Genomic DNA, 22,834 nt, shown 5'->3' with positions numbered 1-22,834 from the left:
ATGCAGAACCCTCACCGCGGAAGCACAGAATTCACGCTGCGACATCAGCTCGACGCGCTGCCGCGGACGGATCGGGTCGCGGCTCAGGCGGTCACGCCCGATCGGCTCGGCGAGCTCACGGCGCTCGCACGCCGGGAAATACCGGGCGTTCGTGCCTCAGAACACGAGCTTGCGGAGTTCTTGCGGCACGATCCGGACTCGATCTTCGCGCTCTACCGCGGCAGGAACCTGCTCGGCGGCATCGCCTTCCTCTATCTCAACTGCTCAGGCCTCGATGCGTTGCTCCTGGATGAGTTCAATTTGAATGATCCGCCGCGCAGATTTCTGGCGCGGCCGGACGAAGACGTAGCCGCCATCTATGTCTGGGCGCTCGTCGCGCAAGGGCGAGGAGCGATCGGTCTCGGCAATGTCGCGCAGGCGCTGCAAGGCGCGAGATTTCGCGCCGCCGATTACTATGCGCAACCATCGAGTCCGGAAGGGCGCGCGTTTCTCGGCGCGCTCGGCTTCACGCCGGTGCCGAGCTTTCAGCCCGATCTCTGGTGGTATCAGCGGCCGTGGAACCGGATGCCCGAGATGATCGCGCCTTCGATCCAGTCGATGAAGGGTTTCGAACAAGGGAGCATTGCGGATGCACAGCATTAGTTCGGCCAGGGCGGCAAAGACAAATCCCCGCGCGATCACGGTGCGCATCGCGCGCGATCCGAATGACCTCATGCTCGTTACCGCGATCCGCTCGGCGGTCTACCTGACCGAGCAGGATTGTCCCATGGAGGAGGAGTTCGACGGCAACGATCTGGTTGCAGCCCACTTCCTCGGTTTCGTCGGCAAGGAGCCGGCGGGATGCGTACGCGTGCGCTTCTTCGGCGACTTCGCCAAGGTCGAGCGGCTGGCGGTGCGCCATCAGTACCGGCGTTCGCGGCTGTCGTTCAAGCTGGTTCGCGAGGCTCTCGACTATTGCAGGCGAAAGGGCTTCAAGAAGGCCTATGGCCACGCGCAGGATCGTCTCGTCGATTTCTGGGCGCATTTCGGCGCCAAGCCGCTCGGCCATAATCGCAAGCTTACATTCTCCGACTTCTCCTACACGGAGATGGTGCTGGACCTCGAGCCGTGCGACGATGCGATCACGCTCGACAGCGATCCCTACATGATCATTCGTCCGGAAGGCGACTGGGATCGGCCGGGTGTGCTCGATCTCTCGGCCGGCCGGCCGGCATCGTCGCCCTTGCACGACTTCGCCGCAGCGAGACCGTGATGACGGGCCGAGATCTGTTCGGTGCCACCGAGGCGGATCCGCCTGTTCTCGTCTGCGCCGATCTGCAGTGCGAATATCTCGCCGAGGGACGCAGGCATCTGATCGCCGATGGCGACGTCGTCATGGCGCTGTGCCGGCAGTTGATCGCGCTCTGGCGCGACAACCTGTGGCCGGTCGTCCATCTCAAGCGGATCGCACAGGCAGCCTGGTTCAACCCGGCCTCCAACCTGACGAACTGGCTTCCGGACTTCAAGCCAACGCCGGGGGAGCTCGCGTTCGAGCATCCACTGCCCTCGGCCTATAGCTCGGCCCGGTTCGCCGAGTACATGGCGAACATGCGCAGCATGCGCTGCGTGCTGCTCGGCTTCTCGCTGGACGAGACGATCCTCTCGACGGTGGTGGACGGCTTTCACCGCAGTCACCGCTATCAGGTGATCGGAGACGCCGTCGCCTGCCGGCAGGCCTGCGCCGGCGACGCCGCGTTGTACAAGCTGGTTGTAACCAAGGTGATCGGCAATTTTGCCGGCGTCCTCGACAGCGCCGAGCTTATCGGCGCCGGCGGCCGGCTCGCGGTGTGACCGCGGCGGCTATTGGCGGTATCATCCTGAGGCGAGTCGTTCGGCCAGATCGATAATCATACGGCGATCGGCCGGATCGCTGATCTTGTTGAACGCGACGACGAGGCGAAGGGCCTCGACGACGTGCAGGTCGACCGGATTCTCGCTGAGCAGCCGCAGCAGCCTCTGTTCCGGCGGTTCGCAATCGTCTTTGCTCACGCGGCAGCTCCAGGACCGAGACCACGACATGACCCGAGAGGAAGAGCTCAAAGAGCTGGCGAGCAGCCTCCGGGCAGCCATCGCAAAGGCGCGCCAGCTCAATCTGCCGACCAGCGCCTACATCCTTTCGATGGCTCTGGTTGAGGTGTCCCAGACAATCGAGGCGGAGTTGAGGGGGCAGACCAGCGCCGAATGATGGGCGGCATCATGACCACCCGTGCCGCCTGCTGCAATCAACTTGGCAGACTCGGGAAGACGCAGCCGGCCAGAGCCGCTGCGACGCCGATCAGGCCCGGTCGACCCGGACGACGCGGCCCTTCTCGATGGCGAGTGCGAGCTTGCCGTGCTTTAGCGCGAGCGCGGCCTCGCCGAACAGCTCGCGGCGCCAGCCCTGCAGCGCAGCAACGTCGGCATTGTCATCGGCGGCGATCTGCTCGAGATCGTCGACGGTGGCGATGACCTTGCTCGCCACGGCGTGGCGTTCCGAGGTCATGCGCAGCAGGACCTTGAGCAGCTCGACGATCGCAGCACCGTTGGAGTTGTTGCGCGGCTTTTCCAGCTTGGGCAGGGCGGCGAGATCGCGCGCCAGGCCGCGCTGCACGGCGGCAACGATGTCGGAGCCCCATTTGGAGCGCTCGAAGCCCTTGGGCAGCGAGCGCAGATTGCCGAGCTTCTCGATCGTTGTCGGGGCATGGGTGGCGATGTCGCCGACCGCGTCGTCCTTCATCACGCGGCTGCGCGGCACGTCGCGGCTCTGCGCCTCCTGCTCGCGCCAGGCCGCGACCTCGATCAACACGGCCAATTCCTTCGGCTTGCGGACGCGGGTCTTCAGCCGCTCCCAGGCGCGCTCGGGGTGGAAGTCGTAGGTCTTCGGCGAGGTCAGGATCTCCATCTCCTCGCTGACCCAGTCACTGCGCCCGCGCTTCTTCAGATCGGCATCGAGCGCGGCGAACACGTCGCGCAGATGGGTGACGTCGGCCTCGGCGTAGTGCGCCTGCTCCTTGGTCAGCGGCCGGCGCGACCAGTCGGTGAAGCGGTGGGTCTTGTCGGGGCGATGGCCGGTGATGCGTTCGACCAGTTGGTCATAGGCGATGCTGTCGCCATACCCCAGCACCATCGCGGCGACCTGGGTGTCGAAGATCGGATGCGGCACGATGCCGGCGCGGTGCCAGATGATCTCGATGTCCTGGCGGGCGGCGTGGAAGACCTTGAGGACCTTCTCGTTCGCCATCAGCTCGAAGAAGGCTTTGAGATCGAGGCCCTCGGCCAGCGCATCGATCACCACGGCCTCGTCCGGGCTCGCCATCTGCACGACGCAGAGCAGGGGATAGTAGGTGGTTTCCCGCAGGAACTCGGTATCGACGGTGACGACCGGGTGGCGGGCGAGGCGGGCGCAGGCGGCTGCGAGGTCCGCGGTGGTGGTGATCAAGTCCATGAACGATCCATGACGAGGCTCTTACGCCGTCGTCCGAAAACGCTGACAAGTCAAGGGTGTCGGCAAAGGGTACGGGACGAATTCGTGTCCGCTTGTCGGCCCAATCCGCCCCGAACGCAAGCACCGCGACGCGAGCTGATCGCTCTATGGTTGATGATAGGGCGCGTCCGGCGCCGGTCAGCGATGCCGGACGCGGCCCGCAGGCCGGCGCGCCGAGGGCACCGCGAGCACGATCAGGCACAAGGCGATCATCGCCAGACCCATGAATTCGAACACCAGCGCGTCCACGTCTCAGACCTCCCCGACTTGTTGGTTCAACTTGTCGGGGCTGCGTTGATCGTTTCTTAAGGGCCCGGGCGCTGTCAGGGCGATGGTGGACGCGAGGTTAAGACCGCGTGTCAGGTGCCGCAGAAGGTCTGCAACACCTGCTCCTCCGGCTGCGGCGGATCGGCATAATCAGCCCGGTCCGGCTGGTCGTCATAGGGCCGGGCCAGCACCGCATGCAGCTCCTCGAACGGCGCGTAGTCGTCGTTCTCGACCGCTGCCGTGATCACCGCCTCGATGCGGTGGTTGCGCGGGATGAAGGCGGGATTGACCTTGCGCATGGCCGCGCTCCGCTCCGCCGCCGTCTGCGGTTCCTCCGCCAGGCGCTGGCGCCAGCGCTGGGCCCACTCGTCGAAGCCGGTGGGATCCTCGAACAGGACGCGGACCTCGCTGAGATCGCCGCTGCCGGCGGCGTCGCTGAGACGGCGGAACGTCAGCGTGAAATCGGCTCGGGCCGCCGCCATCGCGTCGAACAATGCCTGCGCCAGCGGCTGGTCGCCCTCGCGCTGCGTGGCCAGGCCGAGCTTGCGGCGCAGGCCCGCCTGGTGCGCGTCCGTAAACTGGGTGGCGAAGCCGTCGAGCGCAGCCTCGGCCTCCTTGATCGCCTGGTCCTTGTCGTCGCCGAATAGCGGCAACAGGCACTCGGCAAGCCGGGTCAGGTTCCACATCGCGATGCGCGGCTGGTTCGCGAAGGCGTAGCGGCCGAACTCGTCGATCGAGGAGAACACCTGCTTGGGATCGTAGGCGTCCATGAAGGCGCAGGGGCCGTAGTCGATGGTTTCGCCGGACACCGAGGTATTGTCGGTGTTCATGACGCCATGGATGAAGCCGACCAGCAGCCACTCGGCGATCAGCTTGGCCTGGCGGGCGATCACGGCATCCAGCAGGGCGTGGTAGGGGCGCTCGGTACCGGCGAGATCCGGATAGTGCCGGTGGATGACGTGGTCGGCGAGCCGGCGCACGGCGTCCACGTCCTGGCGCGCGGCGAAATACTGGAACGTGCCGACCCGGATGTGGCTGGTGGCGACACGGGTCAGCACCGCGCCGGGCAGGGCGGTGCCGCGATAGACCTGCTCGCCGGTCACGACCGCAGCGAGCGAGCGCGTCGTCGGAATGCCCAGGGCCGCCATCGCCTCGCTGACGATGTATTCGCGCAAGACCGGCCCCAGCGCCGCGCGGCCATCGCCGCGGCGCGAAAATGGCGTCGGGCCGGAGCCCTTCAGCTGGATGTCGCGGCGGACGCCGTTGCGGTCGACGACCTCGCCGAGCAGGACCGCCCGGCCGTCGCCGAGCTGCGGCACGAAATGCCCGAACTGGTGGCCGGCATAGGCCATCGCGATCGGCTCGGCGCCCTCGGGCACGGTCTTGCCGGCCAGGATCTCGGCGCCCTCCGGCGTCTCCAGCTCGGCCGGGTTCAGCCCCAGCTCCGCGGCGAGAGGCCGGTTCAGCTTGATCAGACGAGGCGCTGCGACCGGGGTCGGCGCCACCCGGGCAAAGAAATTGTCCGGCAGCGTGGCGTAGGAGTTCTGGAAGGGGAAATGCACGGTCATGGCTCCAAGATAGGCGCGGGGCGGCCGCTTTTCGAGCCCAAACGGCCGTCAGGTGAGCGTTTCGGCGCCAGCTCAATTCAGCATCGGCGCCGACGTTGCGGTGAGGCCCAGGGCGGGCGGCCTTTTCCGGCGCGAAGCCGAAAAGGCCCGTTCCTGCGGTTGCCGCGCCGGGGCGGCTCGGCTAAACCCTGCGCGCATTCGGAGCGCGCCCCTGCGGCTGCGCCGATTCCTTCTCCTCACGACGACCATTCAGGACGACCATGCATCGCTACCGGACCCACACCTGCGGCGCGCTCCGCGAGAGCAACATCGGAGAGACGGTCCGGCTGTCCGGCTGGTGCCATCGCATCCGCGACCATGGCGGCGTGCTGTTCGTCGACCTGCGCGACCATTACGGCATCACCCAATGCGTCGTCGATCCGGACTCGCCGGCGTTCAGCCTGGCCGAGAAGCTGCGCTCGGAATGGGTCGTGCGCATGGAGGGCAAGGTGCGCCGCCGCCCGGCCGGCGCCGACAACAAGAGCACCGACAATGACGATCTGCCGACCGGCAAGATCGAGCTGTACGTCTCCGACATCGAGGTGCTCGGCCCCGCGGACGAGCTGCCGCTGCCGGTGTTCGGCGAGCAGGAATATCCTGAGGACATCCGGCTGAAATACCGCTTCCTCGATCTGCGCCGCGAGAAGCTGCACCAGAACATCATGACGCGCGGCGCGATCATCGATTCGATGCGCCGGCGCATGAAGGAGCAGGGCTTCTTCGAATTCCAGACCCCGATCCTGACCGCGTCGTCGCCGGAGGGCGCGCGCGACTTCCTGGTGCCGTCGCGCATCCATCCCGGCAAGTTCTACGCGCTGCCGCAGGCGCCGCAGCAGTACAAGCAGCTGCTGATGATGTCGGGCTTCGACCGCTACTTCCAGATCGCGCCGTGCTTCCGCGACGAGGACCCGCGCGCCGACCGCCTGCCCGGCGAGTTCTACCAGCTCGACGTCGAGATGAGCTTCGTCGAGCAGGAGGATGTGTTCGCGGCGATGGAGCCGGTCATCACCGGCGTGTTCGAGGATTTCGCCAAGGGCAAGCCAGTGACCAAGGGCTGGCCGCGCATCCCGTTCGCCGAGGCGATCCGCAAATACGGCTCCGACAAGCCCGACCTGCGCAACCCGATCGAGATGGCCGACGTCTCCGAGCACTTCCGCGGCTCCGGCTTCAAGGTGTTCGCGCGCATGCTGGAGGACCCCAAGAACCAGGTCTGGGCGATCCCGGCGCCATCCGGCGGCAGCCGCGCGTTCTGCGACCGCATGAACTCGTGGGCGCAGGGCGAGGGCCAGCCCGGCCTCGGCTACATCATGTGGCGCGAGGGCGGCGAGGGCGCAGGTCCCCTGGCGAACAACATCGGTCCGGAGCGCACGGCTGCGATTCGCAGCCAGCTCGGCACCAAGGAGGGCGACGCTGCCTTCTTCGTCGCCGGCGATCCCGACAAGTTCTGGAAGTTCGCAGGCATCGCCCGCAACAAGGTCGCCGATGAGCTGAACCTGTCCGACAAGGATCAGTTCAAGCTGGCCTGGATCGTCGACTTCCCGATGTACGAGTACAACGAGGACGACAAGAAGGTCGACTTCTCGCACAACCCGTTCTCCATGCCGCAGGGCGGCCTGGAGGCGCTGCAGACGCAGGACCCGCTGACCATCAAGGCGTTCCAGTACGACATCACCTGCAACGGCTACGAGATCGCCTCCGGCGGCATCCGCAACCACAAGCCGGCGGCGATGGTGAAGGCGTTCGAGATCGCAGGTTACGGCGAGCAGGAGGTGGTCGACCGCTTCGGCGGCATGTACCGCGCCTTCCAGTATGGCGCCCCGCCGCATGGCGGCATGGCCGCCGGCGTCGACCGCATCGTGATGCTGCTCTGTGGCACCACGAACCTGCGCGAGATCTCGCTGTTCCCGATGAACCAGCAGGCCATGGACCTGCTGATGGGCGCGCCGTCGGAGGCCAGCACGAAGCAACTCCGCGAGCTGCACATCAGGACCAACTTGCCGAACAAGTAGTTCGGCGGACTGAGGTTGATGCTCGAATCTTGGTCATTGCGAGCGCAGCGAAGCAATCCAGGGTGGCACGAGGACCCTGGATTGCTTCGTCGCCTGCGGCTCCTCGCAATGACGATCGTGTGGGGATCGCAGAGCGGTCGTCACGGGTCGCGCATCGTTCACGCGGCCGAACGGCCCGGCAGCATCCGTGTCAGGACGCCGTCGCGGCGGACGACGTGATGAAACAGCGCGGCCGCGACGTGAAGGGCCACCACGATCCACGCGATCCATTTGCCGACGACATGGTGGATTGCGTCGACCGGCGGCTCGAACGCCTCCCAGGTGATCCCCCAGCGCGTCTCGATCCAGCCGAATAGCGCCGTCTCACGGAAGTTCGGCAGCGCGAACGCTCCGAAGTCGGTGGCGGCATCGGTGCCGATATAGCCGGTCAGCGGCATCAGGATCAGCAGCACGTACAATCCCCAATGCGCGGCGTGCGCGAGCCACGCCTCGGCATCTGATGCATGCGGCTGATCGGGCTGGACGTTGACGAGCCGCCACAGCAGGCGAGGCAGGACGGACAGGCCGACGATCATGCCCAGCACCCAATGGACGTTGAGCACGGGCAAGGCGTCCGGGGAAGTGTCGTCCATGAACCAGATGACATAGTACACGACGGCATAGGCCGCGATGAAGGCCGCGGCGCCGGTCCAGTGGAAGAGCTTGGCGATCGCACCGAACTCCATCGTCGTATTCTTCCATGGCATCACGAACCTCTTCCCACTGTTATGAGCTGCGATCTGCTGCTATCGCCAAAATCGGCAGCGAGCCAGCGATGGGCCGGCGGGTCAGAACGCTTCTCCCGTCAATTCAGTCTCACCTCGTCGTTATCGGATGCTGAGCTGCGGCATGTCGTCGCCGGTGACTCGAGACTGCGGCGCAAGATGACCCGGCCTTAAAGGCGTCGCTCTGCATTTGATGTTCTCGCGTTAATGCTGGTTAAGACTGCGAACAACTTCATCCGGGTCTCCGGTCGCGTCCAGGCAGCGCCGGACGATCGGGAGCATCGCGCTGACGTGGTCGAGCGGCCGGCCAGAGCGGTCATCGTGCCCCTACGGCAAACCGTTGATTCTGAGAACTAATCGTTCGTGCCGCTTGTTAGTTCGGCACCTTGCGCGACGCGGCGCGTAACGCGATCGAGCGGTGTGGGCCGCTATGAGTTCCAGGCGGCACCGATCAGTCGAATGGCGGTTGCGGTGTCATGCAACCTGTCCTTAATAGGAAGCCTGTCTGACTCATGTAGTGAACATAGCCAACCAATCACAAGAAGACGGATAGTTCAAAATGACCGTTCGCTGGTGTGCGCTCCTGCTCGGAACTTGCCTCTTCGTCCCTGCCGCCTCTGCTGTCCCGATTTCCCCCGATGTCGTTCGTGATCTCGCCGCCCGCGTCGGACCGGTCGTCGGCCAGGCCGCGACGTGCCGTGAGATCGCCCAGGGGCGCGTCCAGACCATCATCGATCAATTCAGCGAAGTGATCCGCCAGGGCTCTTCGAATGGCGGCGAGCGCGATGGGCTCATCCGCACCTTCAACAGCTATATCGCCGAGGGTCGCGGCCGGGTCGCGTCCTCGCAGGTGAACTGTCAGACCGCAGAGCGCCAGTTGGCAGAGCTTGAGCGGTCACTCAGCCAGCAGCAGTCGGCGGCTCCCTCGCTGTCCTTCGCGCTGGCGCCGTCGACCGCGGCCGCGTCGACGCAGCCCACGGCCAACCTGCCGCCTCCGCTTCCGCACGGCGTCAGCGACACCGAGATCCGGTTCGGCACCGTCATCCCGTTCTCCGGAGTCCGCAAGGAGTCCGCGCGCCAGATGAAACTCGGCATCGAGACCGCGTTCGCCCGCGCCAATGATGCCGGTGGCATCAACGGCCGCAAGCTGAGGCTGATCGCTGCCGACGATGGCTATGATCCCACGCGGACGCTCGGCGCCATGACACAGCTGTACGAGAAGGATCAGGTGTTCGGCTATATCGGCAACATGGGCACTGCCAACAACGCGGTGGCGATTCCCTACGCGCTGGAGCGCCGGGCGCTGTTCTTTGCGCCCTACAGCGGCTCCGCCGTCGTCCGCCGCGATCCGCCCGACCGCTACGTCTTCAACTATCGTGCGAGCTACGCCGAAGAGACCGCCGCGATCGTGCGCTATCTGATGAAGGTCAAGCGCATTCCGGCGAAGCAGATCGCCGTATTCGCGCAGAACGACGCCTATGGCGACGACGGCGCCAACGGTGTCGCCAAGGCGTTCCGCGCGAACGGCATCACCGATCCGATCATCCGCTATGGTTTCCCGCGCGGTACGCTCGACGTCGACGAGGCCGTCGGCAAGCTGAAGGCGCAGACCAAGCCGCCGATCAAGGCCGTGATCATGATCGCGACCGACCGCGCGGCGGCGAAATTCATCGAGAAGACCCACGAGGCGGTTCCAGGGCTGATCTATGCCAACATCTCGGCGGTCGGATCGTCGTCGCTCGCGGCCGAGCTGAAGCTGCTCGGCTCGAAATACACCAACGGCGTCATCGTCACGCAGGGCGTTCCCTCGGTCGCCGGCTATTCGAGCTTGGTGCTCGACTACAAGACCGCGCTGGAAAAGTACTTCCCCGGCGAAGCGCCGGATTACACCTCGCTCGAAGGCTTCATCTCGGCAAGCATCCTGATCCAGGCCCTGAAGCAGACGACGCCGCTCGAGACCGAGCGGCTGGTCGACACGCTGGAGTCGATGCAGAGCATCGACCTCGGCCTTGGCAGCAAGCTGTCGTTCGGACGCGCCGAGCACCAGGCCTCGCACAAGATCTGGGGCACCGCACTCGACGAGACCGGCACCTACCAGGCGATCGAGCTGGAATGACGGGCGGGGGGGACGCAGCCGAACTTGTCGTCCCCCCGTCAACGCCGCAGTGCAAACAACGTCCCCCGGCCGGCTTGCGGGCGGCCGGGCGGCACGGATCCGGCCTCGAGATCATGCCGGAACTGTTCGACGGATGCTTCATTGACTTGCAGGCGCAACAACCGTGAGCGACCGCAATGTCCATGCGAACACAGATTTCGGCGATGGTCTTCATGATGGTTCAGGCCGTGCTGTTCGGTGCGGGAGTTCTGACGATTCTTCTCACGCCGCTCAGCAATCACGCGATGCTCGCAATGCCGGTCATGATTGCCCTGAGCGTGGTGCTGTCAGCCATTGTCTCGTGGCAGATCGCACCGCGGCTGCGTGCGCGATATTGGCGCCGGCGTGGAATCAACCACGACCTGATCTCGGGCTGACGCCAGAGAGCGGCCCGCGGCCGCCCCGGCCCAGCTCGCTTCTGCGTCCGGCTGTCATCTGTGCGGCGCAGCACCAAAACAGGCGATGTCGTTTGAACCAACGCTGACCCGCGCGGTTAGACAGCATTCCCTTGGAGGATGAACCATGCGCGTTCCAGCAGCAGCGACCGTCGTGTTACTATCCTCTTGTCTCCTCTCCGCAGGCGCGTGGGCCCAGCAGGCCGACAGCACGCCGGGAACCAGCCAGACCCAGGCCGTTCCCGTGCAGCCGGAACGCACGCCCCAGCAGTCGGACCAGGCCCGTGAACGCGAGCGCCAGAGGGCCGAAGACACGCGGGTGAACCGCGACTGGACGACACAACAGCGCGATGACGACCGCATGGGCATGGATCGCATGGACATGGATCGGATGCGCCAGCACCGCATGGGCCGCATGATGGACCAGGACATGGACCATCGCACCACGGGTCGAAACGCGCGAATGCAACGCGATGATGACGATATGGATCGTCGCGCGCGCAGTTTCGATAGCGAACGGCCCTACCGGCGCGTCAAGATCTGCTACGAATACGAAAATGGCGACGAGTTCTGCCGCTATCGCGACTAGCTCAGCGGGGGTGGTCGCAAAGCAGCATCGGCTCGTGTGCGCCGGCATGGCGCTGCCGGCACGCCGCGCAAATGTGCGTATGAACGTGACGACTTGGCGCCAGTCTGGTCGTCAGCTCGTGCGCCGCGCCAACAACAGCGCGCCGCCAAGGCTGCACATGACGGCGCCAGACGCCTGCCGCATCCGCGTCACGAGGCTTGGCCGCCGGGCGAGACGATGCCGCGCCTTGGCGGCCCAGAACGTCACGACCAGGTCGACGCTGGTGTTGAGCGTCACCGAGATCAGCCCAAGCACGACGAACTGCGCGGCGACGTCGCCGGCGGGATCGACGAATTGCGGGATGAAGGCGAGGAAGAACGCCGCCGTCTTCGGATTGAGCGCCTCGACGATGATGCCCTCGCGAAACGCGCGCCGGCTGCCTGTCGTCGTCACGTCGGCCGGCTGGGCGGCCCGAGCCTCCCGCCACGTCTTCATGCCGAGCCAGATCAGATAGAACGCGCCCGCGATCTTCAGCACCGTGAACGCCTCCGCGCTCGCCATCACCAGCGCCGACAGCCCGAGCGCACCGGCGACCACGTGCACGAGGCCACCGAGCCCGAGGCCGACGCTAGAGGCCAGTCCCTCGCTTCGCCCGCCGGCCAGCGTGCGCGCCACGATGTAGAAGATACCGGGGCCGGGCGTGAGCGCGATGACGAGGGCGGCGGAGAGGAATAGAAGGAAGGTCGGGACGTCGGGCATCGGATTTCTTTGTTGGGTGAGGAGATGTGTAGGGCAATCCTTCGGACGTGGCAAAGCGGACTCAGACAGGGGGCGGCGTTTTTCGAGAGACGGCTGTAGGGGCCTGCCTCCGCTGTCGTCCTGTGCAAGCCGTGCCGTGCGACAGCGCGGTGCGGCGCCGACCCAGGACCCATCACCTCAGCGGGTTTGTGAGGAAAGGTTTGAGCGACGTGTGCGCGCCCTCCAACCAAATCCCGTGAGTATGGAGCCCGTTTGGTGCAAGCCCGGCCGGGTTCGCCTGGACGACAGCATTGGGGAAGAACAAGTTCGCATGTCCAGCAATCAATCTACTCCTGACAGATATCTGTTGCCGGGAACGGCGGTCCGTTATGATGGTGTCGAGGATGGTGTCCCGGAATATGGCGTCGTCGTGCACTGTTGGCTGGAGGAAGAGATCGGCGGCTACGATTGTTATGTTGCGTTCTTTGGATCACGGCATCCGGCGGGGAGGCCGGCCCATAAGCCCTACATCTTGCGATACGCGTCGACATCTCTCACGGTTCTTACATGATCGCAGTAGCTACGTTGCACTCTGCCCGACAGGCAATCCCAGCAACTCCGCCATGCGCTAATTGCCCGTCGTGTTAGTTTGCCGCAGCTTTGCCCCTTGCACCGTCGGGCAAATCACCTTCACATTTCCGGCCATCCCGCCTCGATGAAGAGGGACGGTTCGCGGTCGTCACGAGGCGTGAGGCGGGGAGGCGGTGGCTGCACCGTGTTCGCAACGTGCTGATAGTGCGCGTCGACGAACGGCACGGTGCAGACGGTCAAGTCGCGTGGTCCTGACACCCCGATGCTGGTGTCAAGTTCGCGTCGATGCCTTCGGGCATCGCGCGGATGACGGGGGCAAACAAGCCGGTCCCCGAGGAGAGCGCGAAGCAGCCGAAAAGCCCATCGCGCAGGGAATGCCGGATGATCGGCAGCACCTGTGGTACCTGCCGCCTGCATTTTTTTCGCAGGCGGGCCATGGGTTGCGGCCAGCACCCGGCATTCCCTGCGCCCTCTTCGGATGAGAGGGCCGAACGACCGGACAAACTCGGGCGATCGCGCCGCGGGCTTGAGGACGCGCGTCTTGGGGTGAACGGGACTTGCCGTGTTCATGGATGGCGTAGCGCGAGTCCCATTGCGCAGCATCGGCGGTTACGAGCACGCTCCCTCCGCGAGTCATTCCGGGGCGCGCACAGCGCGAGCCCGGAATCCATAACCACGACCGTGCGAGAAGGATCGAGATGCCTGCTCCGTCGACTCCTTCGCGAATCATTGTCGGGAGTATGGATTCCGGGCTCGCGCTGTGCGCGCCCCGGAATGACGGAGGAGAGGAGTGCGGACTCCTCTCTCTCTCCCTAGATCAGGAAAGACATCACGGCGCGGTCTGCGCCTCGATCTTGAATTGCGCCAGCGCGCTCGGCGGGTCGATCGCGATGAGCTGGGCGAGCTGCAGGGCCGGGACCTTGGCGCGCGGCGAGAGCTTCAGCGTGAGGGTCTGGCGCGGGGTCTGGACGAAACGGCCGATGGCGTCGACCGCACCGGCGACATCGATGTTGTCGGCCGCGACCTGGGCGCCGATCGCCTTGATGCTGTCGACCAGCGCCTTGCGCGCGGCATCGCGCGTGATCGCATGACCGCGCGCGTAGTTGGCGACGAGCAGGTCGACCGCGCCGAGATCGTGCAAGGTCAATTCCAGTCCGCTGGCTTCGATCTGCGCCGCCGCGGTAGTCGCCTGCTGCAGGTCGATGGTGAAGACGTCGCGCGGCACCTGCGACAGCGAGACATTGGCGGAGGCCGCGATGAGGTTGCTGACCTCGAGCTTGAAGGGTTGAAGCGCGAACGCGCCCGAGCTCTCGGTCCAGCCGAGGCCGAGATCGGCGTCGAATGCGGCGGTGTCGATGCCGGCGATGAGGAGCGGCAGCAGCGCCGGATTGGACGCATCCAGCGGACCGGCCATCTTGGCCACCAGGTGCGCCTGGGTCGGGATGGGACCGACGAACTGGCCCCAGTCGAGGCTGAAATTGTCGATCTGCACCGGCTTGGTGCTCGCCTTGTAGGAGGTCGTCAGCCCCTTCAGCTCGATGCCGCCGATCAGCTTGAACAGCGCCATGGCTTCGGCCGCACCGGGCTTGGCGCCGGGCACGGCGAATTTGGCGGTCTGGCGCAGCATACCGCCCATGTCGAAGCGCTTGACCGCGAAGCGGCCGAGCTTGACCGGCCCGTTCGGGGTCCGTCCGTCGAAGCCCTCGAACGCGACGTCGCCCTTGCCGTCGTCGAGGTCGAATCGCGTCAGCGCGACCTTGACCGGGCCGTCGGGCGTCTCGACCGCCAGGCCTTTGACCTCGACGTTCTTGAACAGGACGCCATCATAGATGCTGGCGACCTTGTCGATGAGGTCGGGCGTCATGGCGCTCGTTCGCGGCGAGGTCGGCGTCAGGGCGGCAACCAGCGCCGGAAGCTGGATGCGCGACGGCCGCACGCCGAACTCGTCCATCGTCAGGCTGTCGATGCGCATGCGCATGCCGAGATCGGACGTGATCTCGTAGAGGCCAGCCCCGGCGACGCCGCTCAGGCGGACGACACGATCGTCATTGGCGGACTCGGGCGCGAGCAGGGCGACGATGGCGTTGACGTCGATGTCCTTGGTCACGATGTCGAGCATGCGGCCGCGCACCGTCTCGACCTTGCCGTTCGGCGGTTGCGCCGCCGTGCTGAAGGTGACCTCCTGGATCTTGTAGTTGCCGATGCGGCCGTCCTTGATGTCGTCCACCACCAGCCCGGAATAGCCGAACTCGGTCGGCCCGACCGAGGGGCCGCCTTCCATCGTGCCGGTGACCCGCGGCACCGTGGCCGAGGTGGCGCTGATGGTGGCGAGCTGTTGGGCAAGCGCGCGGGTGGTCTCGAGTGCACCCGCACCGGCCGGGATCGCGGCGAGCCGCGCGGGGCCGGCGTAATCCTTCACCACCAGTTGCGGCAGCTTGTAGTTCAGACGGAGCGGCGAGGGGCCGGGGATCTGGCCGGCCATGGCGATGTCGCTGATCTCGATGCTGGCGGCCGTGACATGCCCGGAATCAGGCTGGCTCAGCCCGGTCGCCGTGATGGTGCCGAGCGTGACGCTGGCCGGCGGCTGGGCGGCCGATTCGAGCTTGACGTCGGCGATGGTCAACTTGCGGCTCCACAGGTCGAAGGCGACCTTGCCGTGGGTCGCCGTGGCGCCGCTCTGTCGGATCTGGGCAAAGCTTGCCTCGACCTCGCGCTCGGCGCGGCCCTGGGCGTACCAGGGCACGCCGACGAAGCCGGCGACGGCCAGCGCGACCGCCGTGACAATTCCAATCAGGATACGGGTCATTTGATGTGCTCCGCCCAAGGCTTAGGCAGCAAGTGGTGATGGTCTCAATGAAATCGATGGAGTAGGGATGTGCTTCTGCGAACTGGGGAATCGCTGGCCCGGGATGCCGGCGAGCATGGTTTCGGATGTTGCATGAAAGCCGCCCAACGTGCATCACATGCGCTTCCACCGGCCGGAAAAACCGACGTCTGACCGAGACTCAAGAGACCAAAAATCCGGGTCGGAAACGCTGGAGCACGTATGTCGTCGTCCTATTCTGAAGATCTTCGTTCCGCAGCCCTGGCCTATCACCGCCTGCCGCGGCCCGGCAAGCTGGAGATCCAGGCCACCAAGCCGCTCGCCAACCAGCGCGACCTGGCGCTGGCCTATTCTCCCGGCGTTGCCGCTGCGTGCACCGAGATCGCCGGCAACCCGGCCGAGGCCGCCTCACTGACCGCGCGGGCCAACCTGGTGGCCGTCGTCTCCAACGGGACCGCCGTGCTCGGGCTCGGTAATATTGGCCCGCTGGCCTCCAAGCCGGTGATGGAGGGTAAGGCGGTCCTGTTCAAGAAATTCGCCGGGATCGACGTGTTCGACATCGAGATTGCGGCCGACACGATCGACCGGGTGGTCGAGACGGTCGCGGCGCTGGAGCCGACCTTCGGCGGCATCAACCTCGAGGACATCAAGGGACCGGAATGCTTCGAGATCGAGGCGCGGCTCAAGGAGCGCATGAAGATCCCGGTCTTCCATGACGACCAGCACGGCACCGCGATCATCGTCGGCGCTGCGATCAAGAATGCGCTGTCCCTGGCGGGCAAGCAGCTCTCCGAGGTCAAGATCGTGACCTCCGGCGCGGGCGCCGCTGCCATCGCCTGCCTCAACCTGCTGGTGTCGATGGGCGCGCAGCGCAAGAACATCTGGGTCTGCGACATCGACGGTGTCGTCCATGAGGGCCGCAACACGCTGATGGATCCCTGGAAGGCGGTCTATGCGCAGAAGACCGACAAGCGGACCCTGGCCGAGGTGATCGGCGGCGCGGACATCTTCCTCGGGCTGTCCGCCGGCGGCGTGCTGAAGCCGGAGCTGCTCAAGCAGATGGCCGAGAAACCGCTGATCATGGCGCTCGCCAATCCCAACCCGGAGATCATGCCGGAGGAGGCGCGCGCGGCACGGCCGGATGCGATGATCTGCACGGGGCGTTCGGACTTCCCGAACCAAGTCAACAACGTGCTGTGCTTCCCGTTCATCTTCCGCGGCGCGCTCGACGTCGGCGCCACCGCGATCAACGAGGCGATGAAGCAGGCCGCGGTCGATGCGATCGCGCAGCTCGCCCAGGACCCGCCGTCGGACGCGGTGTCCCGCGGCTTCGATACCGGCGAGACCCAGGGCTTTGGTCCGGGCTCGTTGATCCCCTCGCCATTCGATCCGCGCCTGATCCTGCGCATTGCGCCGGCGGTGGCGAGGGCGGCGATGGAGTCCGGCGTCGCCACGCGGCCGATCACCAATTTCGACGAGTACACTGCGCTGCTGGAGCGTTTCGCGTTCCGCTCCGGCCTGGTGATGAAGCCGGTGTTCGCCAAGGCAAAGACGCAGCCGGTCCGCGTGATCTATGCCGAGGGCGAGGACGAGCGCGTGTTGCGCGCCACCCAGGTGGTACTGGAGGAGAAGCTGGCGAGGCCGATCCTGGTCGGCCGTCCTTCCGTGGTCGAGGCCCGCATCAAGCGCTTCGGCCTGTCGATCAAGGCCGGGCGTGATTTCGACCTGATCAACCCCGAGGACGATCCGCGCTACCGCTCCTATGTGCAGAGCTATATCGAGGTCGCGGGACGGCGCGGCGTGACGCCGGATGCGGCGCGCACGGTGGTGCGCACGAATGCCACCGTGATTGCGGCGCTCGCTGTCGTCAGGGGTGAGGCGGATGCGATGATCTGCGGCGTCGAGGGGCGCTATATGAGCCATCTGCGCCACGTCCGTGAGATCATCGGCTTCATGCCGGGGGTCAGCGACTACGCGGCGCTGGCGCTCACCATCACCAGCAAGGGCGCCTATTTCATCGGCGACACCCAGGTGCGGCCGGATCCCACGGCCGAGGAACTCGCAGAGATGGCCTCGCTGGCGGCCAACCACGTCACGCGTTTCAACATCAAGCCGAAGATCGCCTTCGTCTCGCACTCGGATTTCGGCGGCTACGACACGGATTCGTCGCGCAAGATGCGGCAGGCGACGGCATTGCTGAAGCAGCATCGTCCCGACCTCGAGGCCGACGGCGAGATGCAGGGCGACACCGCGCTGTCGGCGACCGCGCGCAAGGCGATTTTGCCGCATTCGGATCTCGAAGGCTCGGCCAACGTCCTGATCATGCCGAATCTCGACGCCGCCAACGTCGCCTATCAGATGATCAAGGTGCTGGCGGATGCGGTCCCGGTGGGGCCGATCCTGATCGGTCCGGCGCGGCCGGCGCATATCCTGACGCCGTCGGTGACGGCGCGCGGCATTCTCAACATGACAGCGGTGGCCGCGGTCGAAGCCCAGGAACGGGCGGGGAGGGCGCAGCCGACGCTGTTCGCGTGACGCTGCTGGCGTGATCGAAGTGTGGCGGAATTCGTCCGGTTTCGGTCGTATTCCGCCCGCCTTTATTGTTGAAAAGCGTTCGCGACGTCACATATCCGGCCCGGTGGGCCGGCGACACATCGTTTGAAGTTGATCCGTGAGGGCGAGAATGCCGGGTTTCATTACATTCGGGCGCGTTCTGTTCGCCGTGATCTTCATCTACACGGGCGCGACCAAGCTGTTCGGCATTCCCGCCACCGCCGATCTCATCGCCGCCAAGGTCACGATTCCCACGATGCTCGCGCCCTATGCGGCGCAGCTCGAGGCCGCTGCCAAGATGCCGATGCCGCAGATCCTGGCGATCGCGGCCGGCGCGTTCGAGGTGCTCGCCGGCGTGATGATCGCGCTCAACTTTCTCGGGCGTTTCTTCGCAGCTCTGATGATCGTGTTCGTCGGCGCGACCATCTTCTACTTCCATGACTTCTGGAACCAGGCCCCGCCCGACAACGCCAAGACCCTGATCGACGCGCTGAAGAACCTCTCGATCATCGGCGCGCTGTTCATGATCTTCGGCTATGGCAAGGGTCCGAGGGCACCGGAGCAGAGCGCGTATGGAGACATCTAGAGGGAGCTCTAATAGAGGGAGCTCTCAGCGTTGCGTTTCCAGGCGGTCACGCTGACGTCGTGGGCGGGATCGAGCATCAGCTGATTGGCGGGCGTGTAGCCGTGGGCCGTCAGCACCTGCTGCGGCGAACGGTCGGGACCGACGCCGGGAAAGCACGGTGCGCCGCCGGGCAGGGAGACGTGGGGGGCTATTGACAGGAAGAAGGTGTCGTAGCGGTCCATGAACATCTCGAACACGACGGGACCGCCGATAACCGCCACCGTGCCAGAGCTGACGCCCGCGGCTTCACAGGCGGCTTCGAAGGAGGCCCCCGCCGGATTCCAAAGGGTGGAGAGCGGCTTTTCCGGATCCGGCGCCAGTCCCGCCACCTTCCCGGTCACGACGATGCGCCGGCGCTTCGGCGAGTTCGGCTGGTCCTCATAGGAGTTGCGGCCGTGGACGATCAGATCGGCGCCATCGAGAGCCTGGGAAAAGAATGCGGCGTCGCCGGGAAATTTCAGGGCGGGCGGCATCGCATTGCTCGCGTCGGCCAACATCCCGTCGGCCGACACGATCACGTAACCTTCGATACGAAGCTTGGTCACTGACGAAAGGAATCCCGTCTCATTCGGACACTGTCGTCACAACGCTCGACACCGGCCTTTGGCTCACCGTCGGAAGCTTCGCGACCTTGGCGAGCTGCTCGTCATATTGCGGCAGCGACTGCACCGGCGCCTTGGCGCGCATCGCGACCACCTTGTAGCCGCCGGCCTTGAGGCGGCGCAGCATCTCGGGCAGGGCCTCGGCGGTATGCTTGTGGAAGTCGTGCATCAGGATGATGCCCTTGCCGAGCTTGTCGAGCTTCTTGAAGGTGACGTCGATCACCGCCTGGGCATTGCGCGCCTTGAAGTCGAACGAGTCGAGATCGCAGGAGAAGATGCCGATGTTGCGGGTGCCGAGATAGGTCACGATCTCCGGCGGATGCTGCAATGCCGGGAAGCGGAAGAACGGCGCCGGGGAATTGCCGCCGAGCGCCCACTTCACGGCGCTGATGCCGAGTTCGATCTCTTCCTTGCGCTGATCCTCGGTCAGCTTCTTGTTGGTCAGCGTCGCATGCGACCAGGTGTGCGTGCCGACCGTATGGCCGGCATTGTAGACCTGCTTCAGGATCTCCGGATAATAGGTCGCATGCTTGCCGATGATGAAGAAGATGCCGGTGGTGCACTGGTCGGCAAGCGCCTTGAGCACGCTGGGCGTGTTCTCCGGCCACGGACCGTCATCGAAGGTCAGCACGACCTCGTGATCCTTCAGGAAGTCGAGGTCCTTGAAGTGCTCGAAGCCGAATCCCGGACCTCCGGTCGTATCGATCTCGACGGTGCGGCCGACGCCGAGCGCATCGGGGTTCATGCAGGGCGCGCGCGGCGGCTGCGTCTGGGCGGCGACGGCGGGAACAGGGGCCGGTGCGGGAGCAGCAGCGGCCGGGGTCGGCGCCGCCGCCGTGCGCTGCGCCTGGGACCAGGCCGCGCCAGACGTCAACAGCGAAGCCGCCAAAGAGCTTGCGAACACCAATCCTGCTGCAATCCGCATCGTGTTTCCTCGGGGTTGTTGCAACGGGAGCGCCAGCGTCGAGAGTCGCTCCGTCATCCGGCCGGGATATTAGCCCAGCAGCCGGAGTGGCGCCAAAAGGAAACAAGGCAAAAACACGGGGAAGTTGCCAGCTTCCGCCGCATTCCTGCCGAGTGTTGCTCAGCCGTTCGCCAGCAGCCGGGCAACTGCGGTCTTGACCCGCGTATCCGTCGGCTCAACCGAGGAGGCAAACACGTCGGCGATGTAGCCGTCACGGCCGATCAGATATTTGTGAAAGTTCCAGCGCGGCGTCTCCTTGGGCCGCGCCTCGGCGGCCCAGCGGTAGAATGGGTGGGCGTTGGAACCGGTGACCACCGCTTTTGCGGTCATCGGGAAGGTCACGCCATAGTCTTTGTTGGCCTGCTCGGCGATGTCGCCGGCGATCCCAGGCTCCTGGTTGAAGTCGTTGGACGGCACGGCGATGATCGTCAGCCCGCGCTCATGGAACTCGCTCCACAGCTTCTGGAGCCCGGTGTACTGCGGGGTGTAGCCGCACTGGGAGGCCGTGTTGACGACCAGCACCGGTTTGCCCGCGAAATCGGCGAGCCGAATCGGCTCACCGGCCAGCGCCGGGAAGGAGAAGCGATAGGCGGTCATCTTGCTCGCTGCATTGTCGGCACGAGCAGCCTGCGACGTGAGCGTCGCACCCGACAACGAGGCGCCAATGCCGAGAACAACCATCCTGCGATCGATCATGTGAATCTCCCTGAGCAGAGCCAGCCCCGTCAGCATGAATGTGCCCGCGCTCGACCGGCCGCTGCTTCAACGGCCGCCACGTTGCGCTGGATCAGACTGCGTTCCGGCACGGGGATACCCCTGCCGTGGGGCGGAAAGAGGGACGTCGTCGGTCGTCAGCGCAGCGAAAGGATGAACTCGGTGCCCTCGCCGGTTTCGCCCTGATTGATGCCTTGATCGGACACGATCAGCGAACTTCCGGTCGACAGGGCTTCGCCGAGCCACGCCATGACATCGGCGGGAATGGTGATGCGATCGAGCGCCTCGGCCGCGCTGCTCAGCTGAACAACCTGTTTCGGCTCGGCATCGGCGCCCGCGGACTTCTTACCCCGCCGGACCGCCCTGGCAGTGCCATCGTTCGCCGCGGTGCTCCGCGCCGAGGAGGGCAGCGAGACGACGGACCAGCGCATCGTCGCCGGATCGGCCTTGTCAGCCGTCGCGGTGAACACGTGGGTGCCGAGCGGCTTGTCGCCCGGTGCGATGGTGATCGGGGTGTTGAACACCGGAGCGAAGTTCTGCCGCACGTACAGCTTCGAATCCTTGCGGCTGATGAAGATCGCGATCTGGCTGTTGCGCTTCAATTCGGGCTTGGGCGCAATCGGCTTGTCCGGTGCGGCAACACGCGACTGATCCCTGGCGAGATCGTTGGGATCGACCGGCTTCGCCGGTGCCTCTGCCGCCGGTGTGGGCGGCGACGCAGGCTGCTCCGCGATCGGGGCGTCGGCAGGCTTGGACTCTACCGACTTGGATTCAGCAGGCTTGAGTTCGGTCGAACCGGTGGCTTCGGCATTCGCCGATGCCTCAGCCGGCTTCTCGAGAGCCGGAGCGGCCACCTGCGCAACATTCGTGGGCTCGCTCGCCGGAGCCACGTCGCCGGGGGCAGACCTTGCCTCTGCGTCGGCGGTCGCGGGCTCAATCTTGATCTCGGCGACACTGGGCTTCAGATCGGCAGTATCGCTTTGAACCTCCATCGGGAGCGAGCGCGATGGTTCGGCGCTTGGGGAAGCGTCCGAGACCATCGGAGGGAGTCCGTTGGCGTTGCTGGCATCGGCGGTCCGCACCTGGCGCGACGCGGCGGGCGATCCTTCGCCGGAGCGCGGGCTCTCGGCATGACCGATCGTGGCGCGCAGATCCGTCGTCGCGACTGTGATCGCGGTGGTGACGGCGGCGCCCTTGTCCGACTTGATCGCTGCCGGCGCAGTCGCGTCGGGTTGCACCGATGCGCTCGGCTGCGGTGCCTTCAGGGCAGCGAGCATCGGATGCGAGAAACTCGCAGGAGCCACTTCGCTCGGCGTGACCAGGACCCGGGATCCCATGCGCGTCCAGCCATAGAAGCGGGTTGCAAAGCTTGCCGGCATGCGGATGCAGCCATGCGAGGCTGGGTAGCCGGGCAGCACGCCCGCATGGAGCGCGACGCCCGACCAGGTGATGCGCTGCATGAACGGCATCGGGGCGCCGCTATAGATGTTGGAGCGATGGAATTTCTGCTTCTGAATGACGCTGAACACGCCCAACGGCGTGGAATGTCCCTTCATGCCGGTCGAGACCGGTGCTTCCGCGAACAGACCGTTTGCGTCGTAGACCTTGAGCTGCTGCTTGTTGATCGACACCGCGATCGTGACCGGTCCTTGCGGCTTGGCAGCCTCCTTCTCGGTCTTTGTCAGCTTGTCGAGGTGGCGCGCCTTGGGCTTGCGCGGCATGGCCGGGCGTATGGTCGGAGCAATGGTGACGGGCTGAGCGTCGTTCCAGTAGTAATATGACGCTGCGTCAGCCTGTGAGGTCGCTGCTATGGCAAGCGGAACTGAAACGATTGCTGCACAATAGAACCGCCCCCTGGCGGCTGCACGAACGCAGAGCATTCCGGCAAATCCTCAAGAACCATCTGGTCTTTAGTGTCGCAGACGGAGTCTGCGTTCACCAGCTTGGGGCTTCTGC

General features: G+C 65.5%; 20 protein-coding genes. 10 read left to right on the top strand and 10 right to left on the bottom strand.

What is annotated here, in order from left to right; translation table 11 throughout:
• From QW861_RS01980 to QW861_RS01970, 3 genes are read left to right on the top strand one after another with little or no spacing between them, the layout of a single operon-like run.
• Window positions 1-642, top strand: a complete 642-nt coding sequence (locus tag QW861_RS01980) for a hypothetical protein (protein WP_315749974.1) — start codon at window positions 1-3, stop codon at window positions 640-642.
• Window positions 629-1,252, top strand: coding sequence for a GNAT family N-acetyltransferase (locus tag QW861_RS01975; protein ID WP_315826804.1), 624 nt, complete (start codon window positions 629-631; stop codon window positions 1,250-1,252). The genes QW861_RS01980 and QW861_RS01975 overlap by 14 nt, the downstream gene beginning before the upstream one ends.
• On the top strand, window positions 1,252-1,830 hold the full coding sequence (locus tag QW861_RS01970; protein WP_315712360.1) for an isochorismatase family protein: 579 nt from the start codon (window positions 1,252-1,254) through the stop codon (window positions 1,828-1,830). The genes QW861_RS01975 and QW861_RS01970 overlap by 1 nt, the downstream gene beginning before the upstream one ends.
• Before the next feature lie 21 nt (window positions 1,831-1,851).
• Here the strand turns inward: QW861_RS01970 and QW861_RS01965 are convergent, their stop codons facing one another.
• Window positions 1,852-2,028, bottom strand: coding sequence for a hypothetical protein (locus QW861_RS01965; RefSeq protein ID WP_315712358.1), 177 nt, complete (start codon window positions 2,026-2,028; stop codon window positions 1,852-1,854).
• Window positions 2,029-2,056: 28 nt separating this feature from the next.
• On the opposite strand from QW861_RS01965, the gene QW861_RS01960 reads away from it, so the two are divergent.
• Window positions 2,057-2,224 carry a hypothetical protein gene (locus tag QW861_RS01960; RefSeq protein ID WP_315712357.1) on the top strand — a complete coding sequence of 56 codons (168 nt, stop codon included), beginning with the start codon at window positions 2,057-2,059 and terminating at the stop codon, window positions 2,222-2,224.
• A 90-nt stretch (window positions 2,225-2,314) separates the two neighbouring features.
• Here QW861_RS01960 and rnd read toward each other — a convergent pair whose 3' ends face one another.
• Together rnd and QW861_RS01950 are read right to left on the bottom strand one after the other, a co-directional pair.
• Window positions 2,315-3,463 (bottom strand): ribonuclease D, encoded by a 1,149-nt coding sequence (rnd, locus tag QW861_RS01955; protein ID WP_315712355.1) that lies wholly within the window; start codon window positions 3,461-3,463, stop codon window positions 2,315-2,317.
• A 398-nt stretch (window positions 3,464-3,861) separates the two neighbouring features.
• Window positions 3,862-5,337 carry a protein adenylyltransferase SelO gene (locus tag QW861_RS01950; protein ID WP_315712353.1) on the bottom strand — a complete coding sequence of 492 codons (1,476 nt, stop codon included), beginning with the start codon at window positions 5,335-5,337 and terminating at the stop codon, window positions 3,862-3,864.
• Between the two features lie 260 nt (window positions 5,338-5,597).
• On the opposite strand from QW861_RS01950, the gene aspS reads away from it, so the two are divergent.
• Window positions 5,598-7,385 carry an aspartate--tRNA ligase gene (gene aspS, locus QW861_RS01945; RefSeq protein WP_315749979.1) on the top strand — a complete coding sequence of 596 codons (1,788 nt, stop codon included), beginning with the start codon at window positions 5,598-5,600 and terminating at the stop codon, window positions 7,383-7,385.
• 158 nt (window positions 7,386-7,543) lie between these two features.
• Here aspS and QW861_RS01940 read toward each other — a convergent pair whose 3' ends face one another.
• Window positions 7,544-8,131, bottom strand: coding sequence for a cytochrome b (locus QW861_RS01940; RefSeq protein ID WP_315712351.1), 588 nt, complete (start codon window positions 8,129-8,131; stop codon window positions 7,544-7,546).
• 577 nt (window positions 8,132-8,708) lie between these two features.
• Between QW861_RS01940 and QW861_RS01935 the strand changes: the two genes are divergently transcribed.
• The 3 genes from QW861_RS01935 to QW861_RS01925 all read left to right on the top strand — a co-directional run bounded on the left by QW861_RS01935 (window position 8,709) and on the right by QW861_RS01925 (window position 11,288).
• Window positions 8,709-10,265: an ABC transporter substrate-binding protein gene (locus tag QW861_RS01935; protein WP_315712350.1), complete on the top strand. Its 1,557-nt coding sequence runs from the start codon at window positions 8,709-8,711 to the stop codon at window positions 10,263-10,265.
• A gap of 203 nt (window positions 10,266-10,468) precedes the next feature.
• Entirely contained in the window at window positions 10,469-10,681 is a 213-nt protein-coding gene (locus QW861_RS01930; RefSeq protein WP_315712348.1) for a hypothetical protein, read from the top strand.
• A 145-nt stretch (window positions 10,682-10,826) separates the two neighbouring features.
• On the top strand, window positions 10,827-11,288 hold the full coding sequence (locus tag QW861_RS01925; protein ID WP_315749980.1) for a hypothetical protein: 462 nt from the start codon (window positions 10,827-10,829) through the stop codon (window positions 11,286-11,288).
• A 111-nt stretch (window positions 11,289-11,399) separates the two neighbouring features.
• On the opposite strand, the gene QW861_RS01920 is transcribed toward QW861_RS01925, so the two are convergent.
• Both QW861_RS01920 and QW861_RS01915 read right to left on the bottom strand, forming a co-directional pair.
• Entirely contained in the window at window positions 11,400-12,026 is a 627-nt protein-coding gene (locus tag QW861_RS01920) for a LysE family translocator (RefSeq protein ID WP_315749981.1), read from the bottom strand.
• Between the two features lie 1,399 nt (window positions 12,027-13,425).
• Window positions 13,426-15,402: a hypothetical protein gene (locus QW861_RS01915; protein ID WP_315749982.1), complete on the bottom strand. Its 1,977-nt coding sequence runs from the start codon at window positions 15,400-15,402 to the stop codon at window positions 13,426-13,428.
• A 240-nt stretch (window positions 15,403-15,642) separates the two neighbouring features.
• Between QW861_RS01915 and QW861_RS01910 the strand changes: the two genes are divergently transcribed.
• Together QW861_RS01910 and QW861_RS01905 are read left to right on the top strand one after the other, a co-directional pair.
• A complete protein-coding gene (locus QW861_RS01910; RefSeq protein ID WP_315749983.1) occupies window positions 15,643-17,955 on the top strand; it encodes an NADP-dependent malic enzyme in 2,313 nt (770 codons plus the stop codon).
• A gap of 148 nt (window positions 17,956-18,103) precedes the next feature.
• Window positions 18,104-18,559, top strand: a complete 456-nt coding sequence (locus tag QW861_RS01905) for a DoxX family protein (protein WP_316192644.1) — start codon at window positions 18,104-18,106, stop codon at window positions 18,557-18,559.
• Window positions 18,560-18,567: 8 nt separating this feature from the next.
• Here the strand turns inward: QW861_RS01905 and QW861_RS01900 are convergent, their stop codons facing one another.
• The 4 genes from QW861_RS01900 to QW861_RS01885 all read right to left on the bottom strand — a co-directional run bounded on the left by QW861_RS01900 (window position 18,568) and on the right by QW861_RS01885 (window position 22,758).
• Entirely contained in the window at window positions 18,568-19,143 is a 576-nt protein-coding gene (locus tag QW861_RS01900) for a dihydrofolate reductase (protein ID WP_316192642.1), read from the bottom strand.
• A 19-nt stretch (window positions 19,144-19,162) separates the two neighbouring features.
• Window positions 19,163-20,125, bottom strand: coding sequence for a polysaccharide deacetylase family protein (locus QW861_RS01895; RefSeq protein WP_315712338.1), 963 nt, complete (start codon window positions 20,123-20,125; stop codon window positions 19,163-19,165).
• Between the two features lie 159 nt (window positions 20,126-20,284).
• Window positions 20,285-20,860, bottom strand: a complete 576-nt coding sequence (locus QW861_RS01890) for a glutathione peroxidase (protein WP_315712337.1) — start codon at window positions 20,858-20,860, stop codon at window positions 20,285-20,287.
• A 155-nt stretch (window positions 20,861-21,015) separates the two neighbouring features.
• Window positions 21,016-22,758 (bottom strand): L,D-transpeptidase, encoded by a 1,743-nt coding sequence (locus QW861_RS01885; RefSeq protein WP_315749987.1) that lies wholly within the window; start codon window positions 22,756-22,758, stop codon window positions 21,016-21,018.
• Window positions 22,759-22,834: the final 76 nt, after the last annotated feature.

Source organism: Bradyrhizobium sp. SZCCHNRI1029 (genome assembly GCF_032487555.1).
Lineage (GTDB): Bacteria > Pseudomonadota > Alphaproteobacteria > Rhizobiales > Xanthobacteraceae > Bradyrhizobium.
The sequence above is the reverse complement of the archived record's forward strand: the minus strand, read 5'-3'. Positions and strand labels throughout refer to the sequence as shown.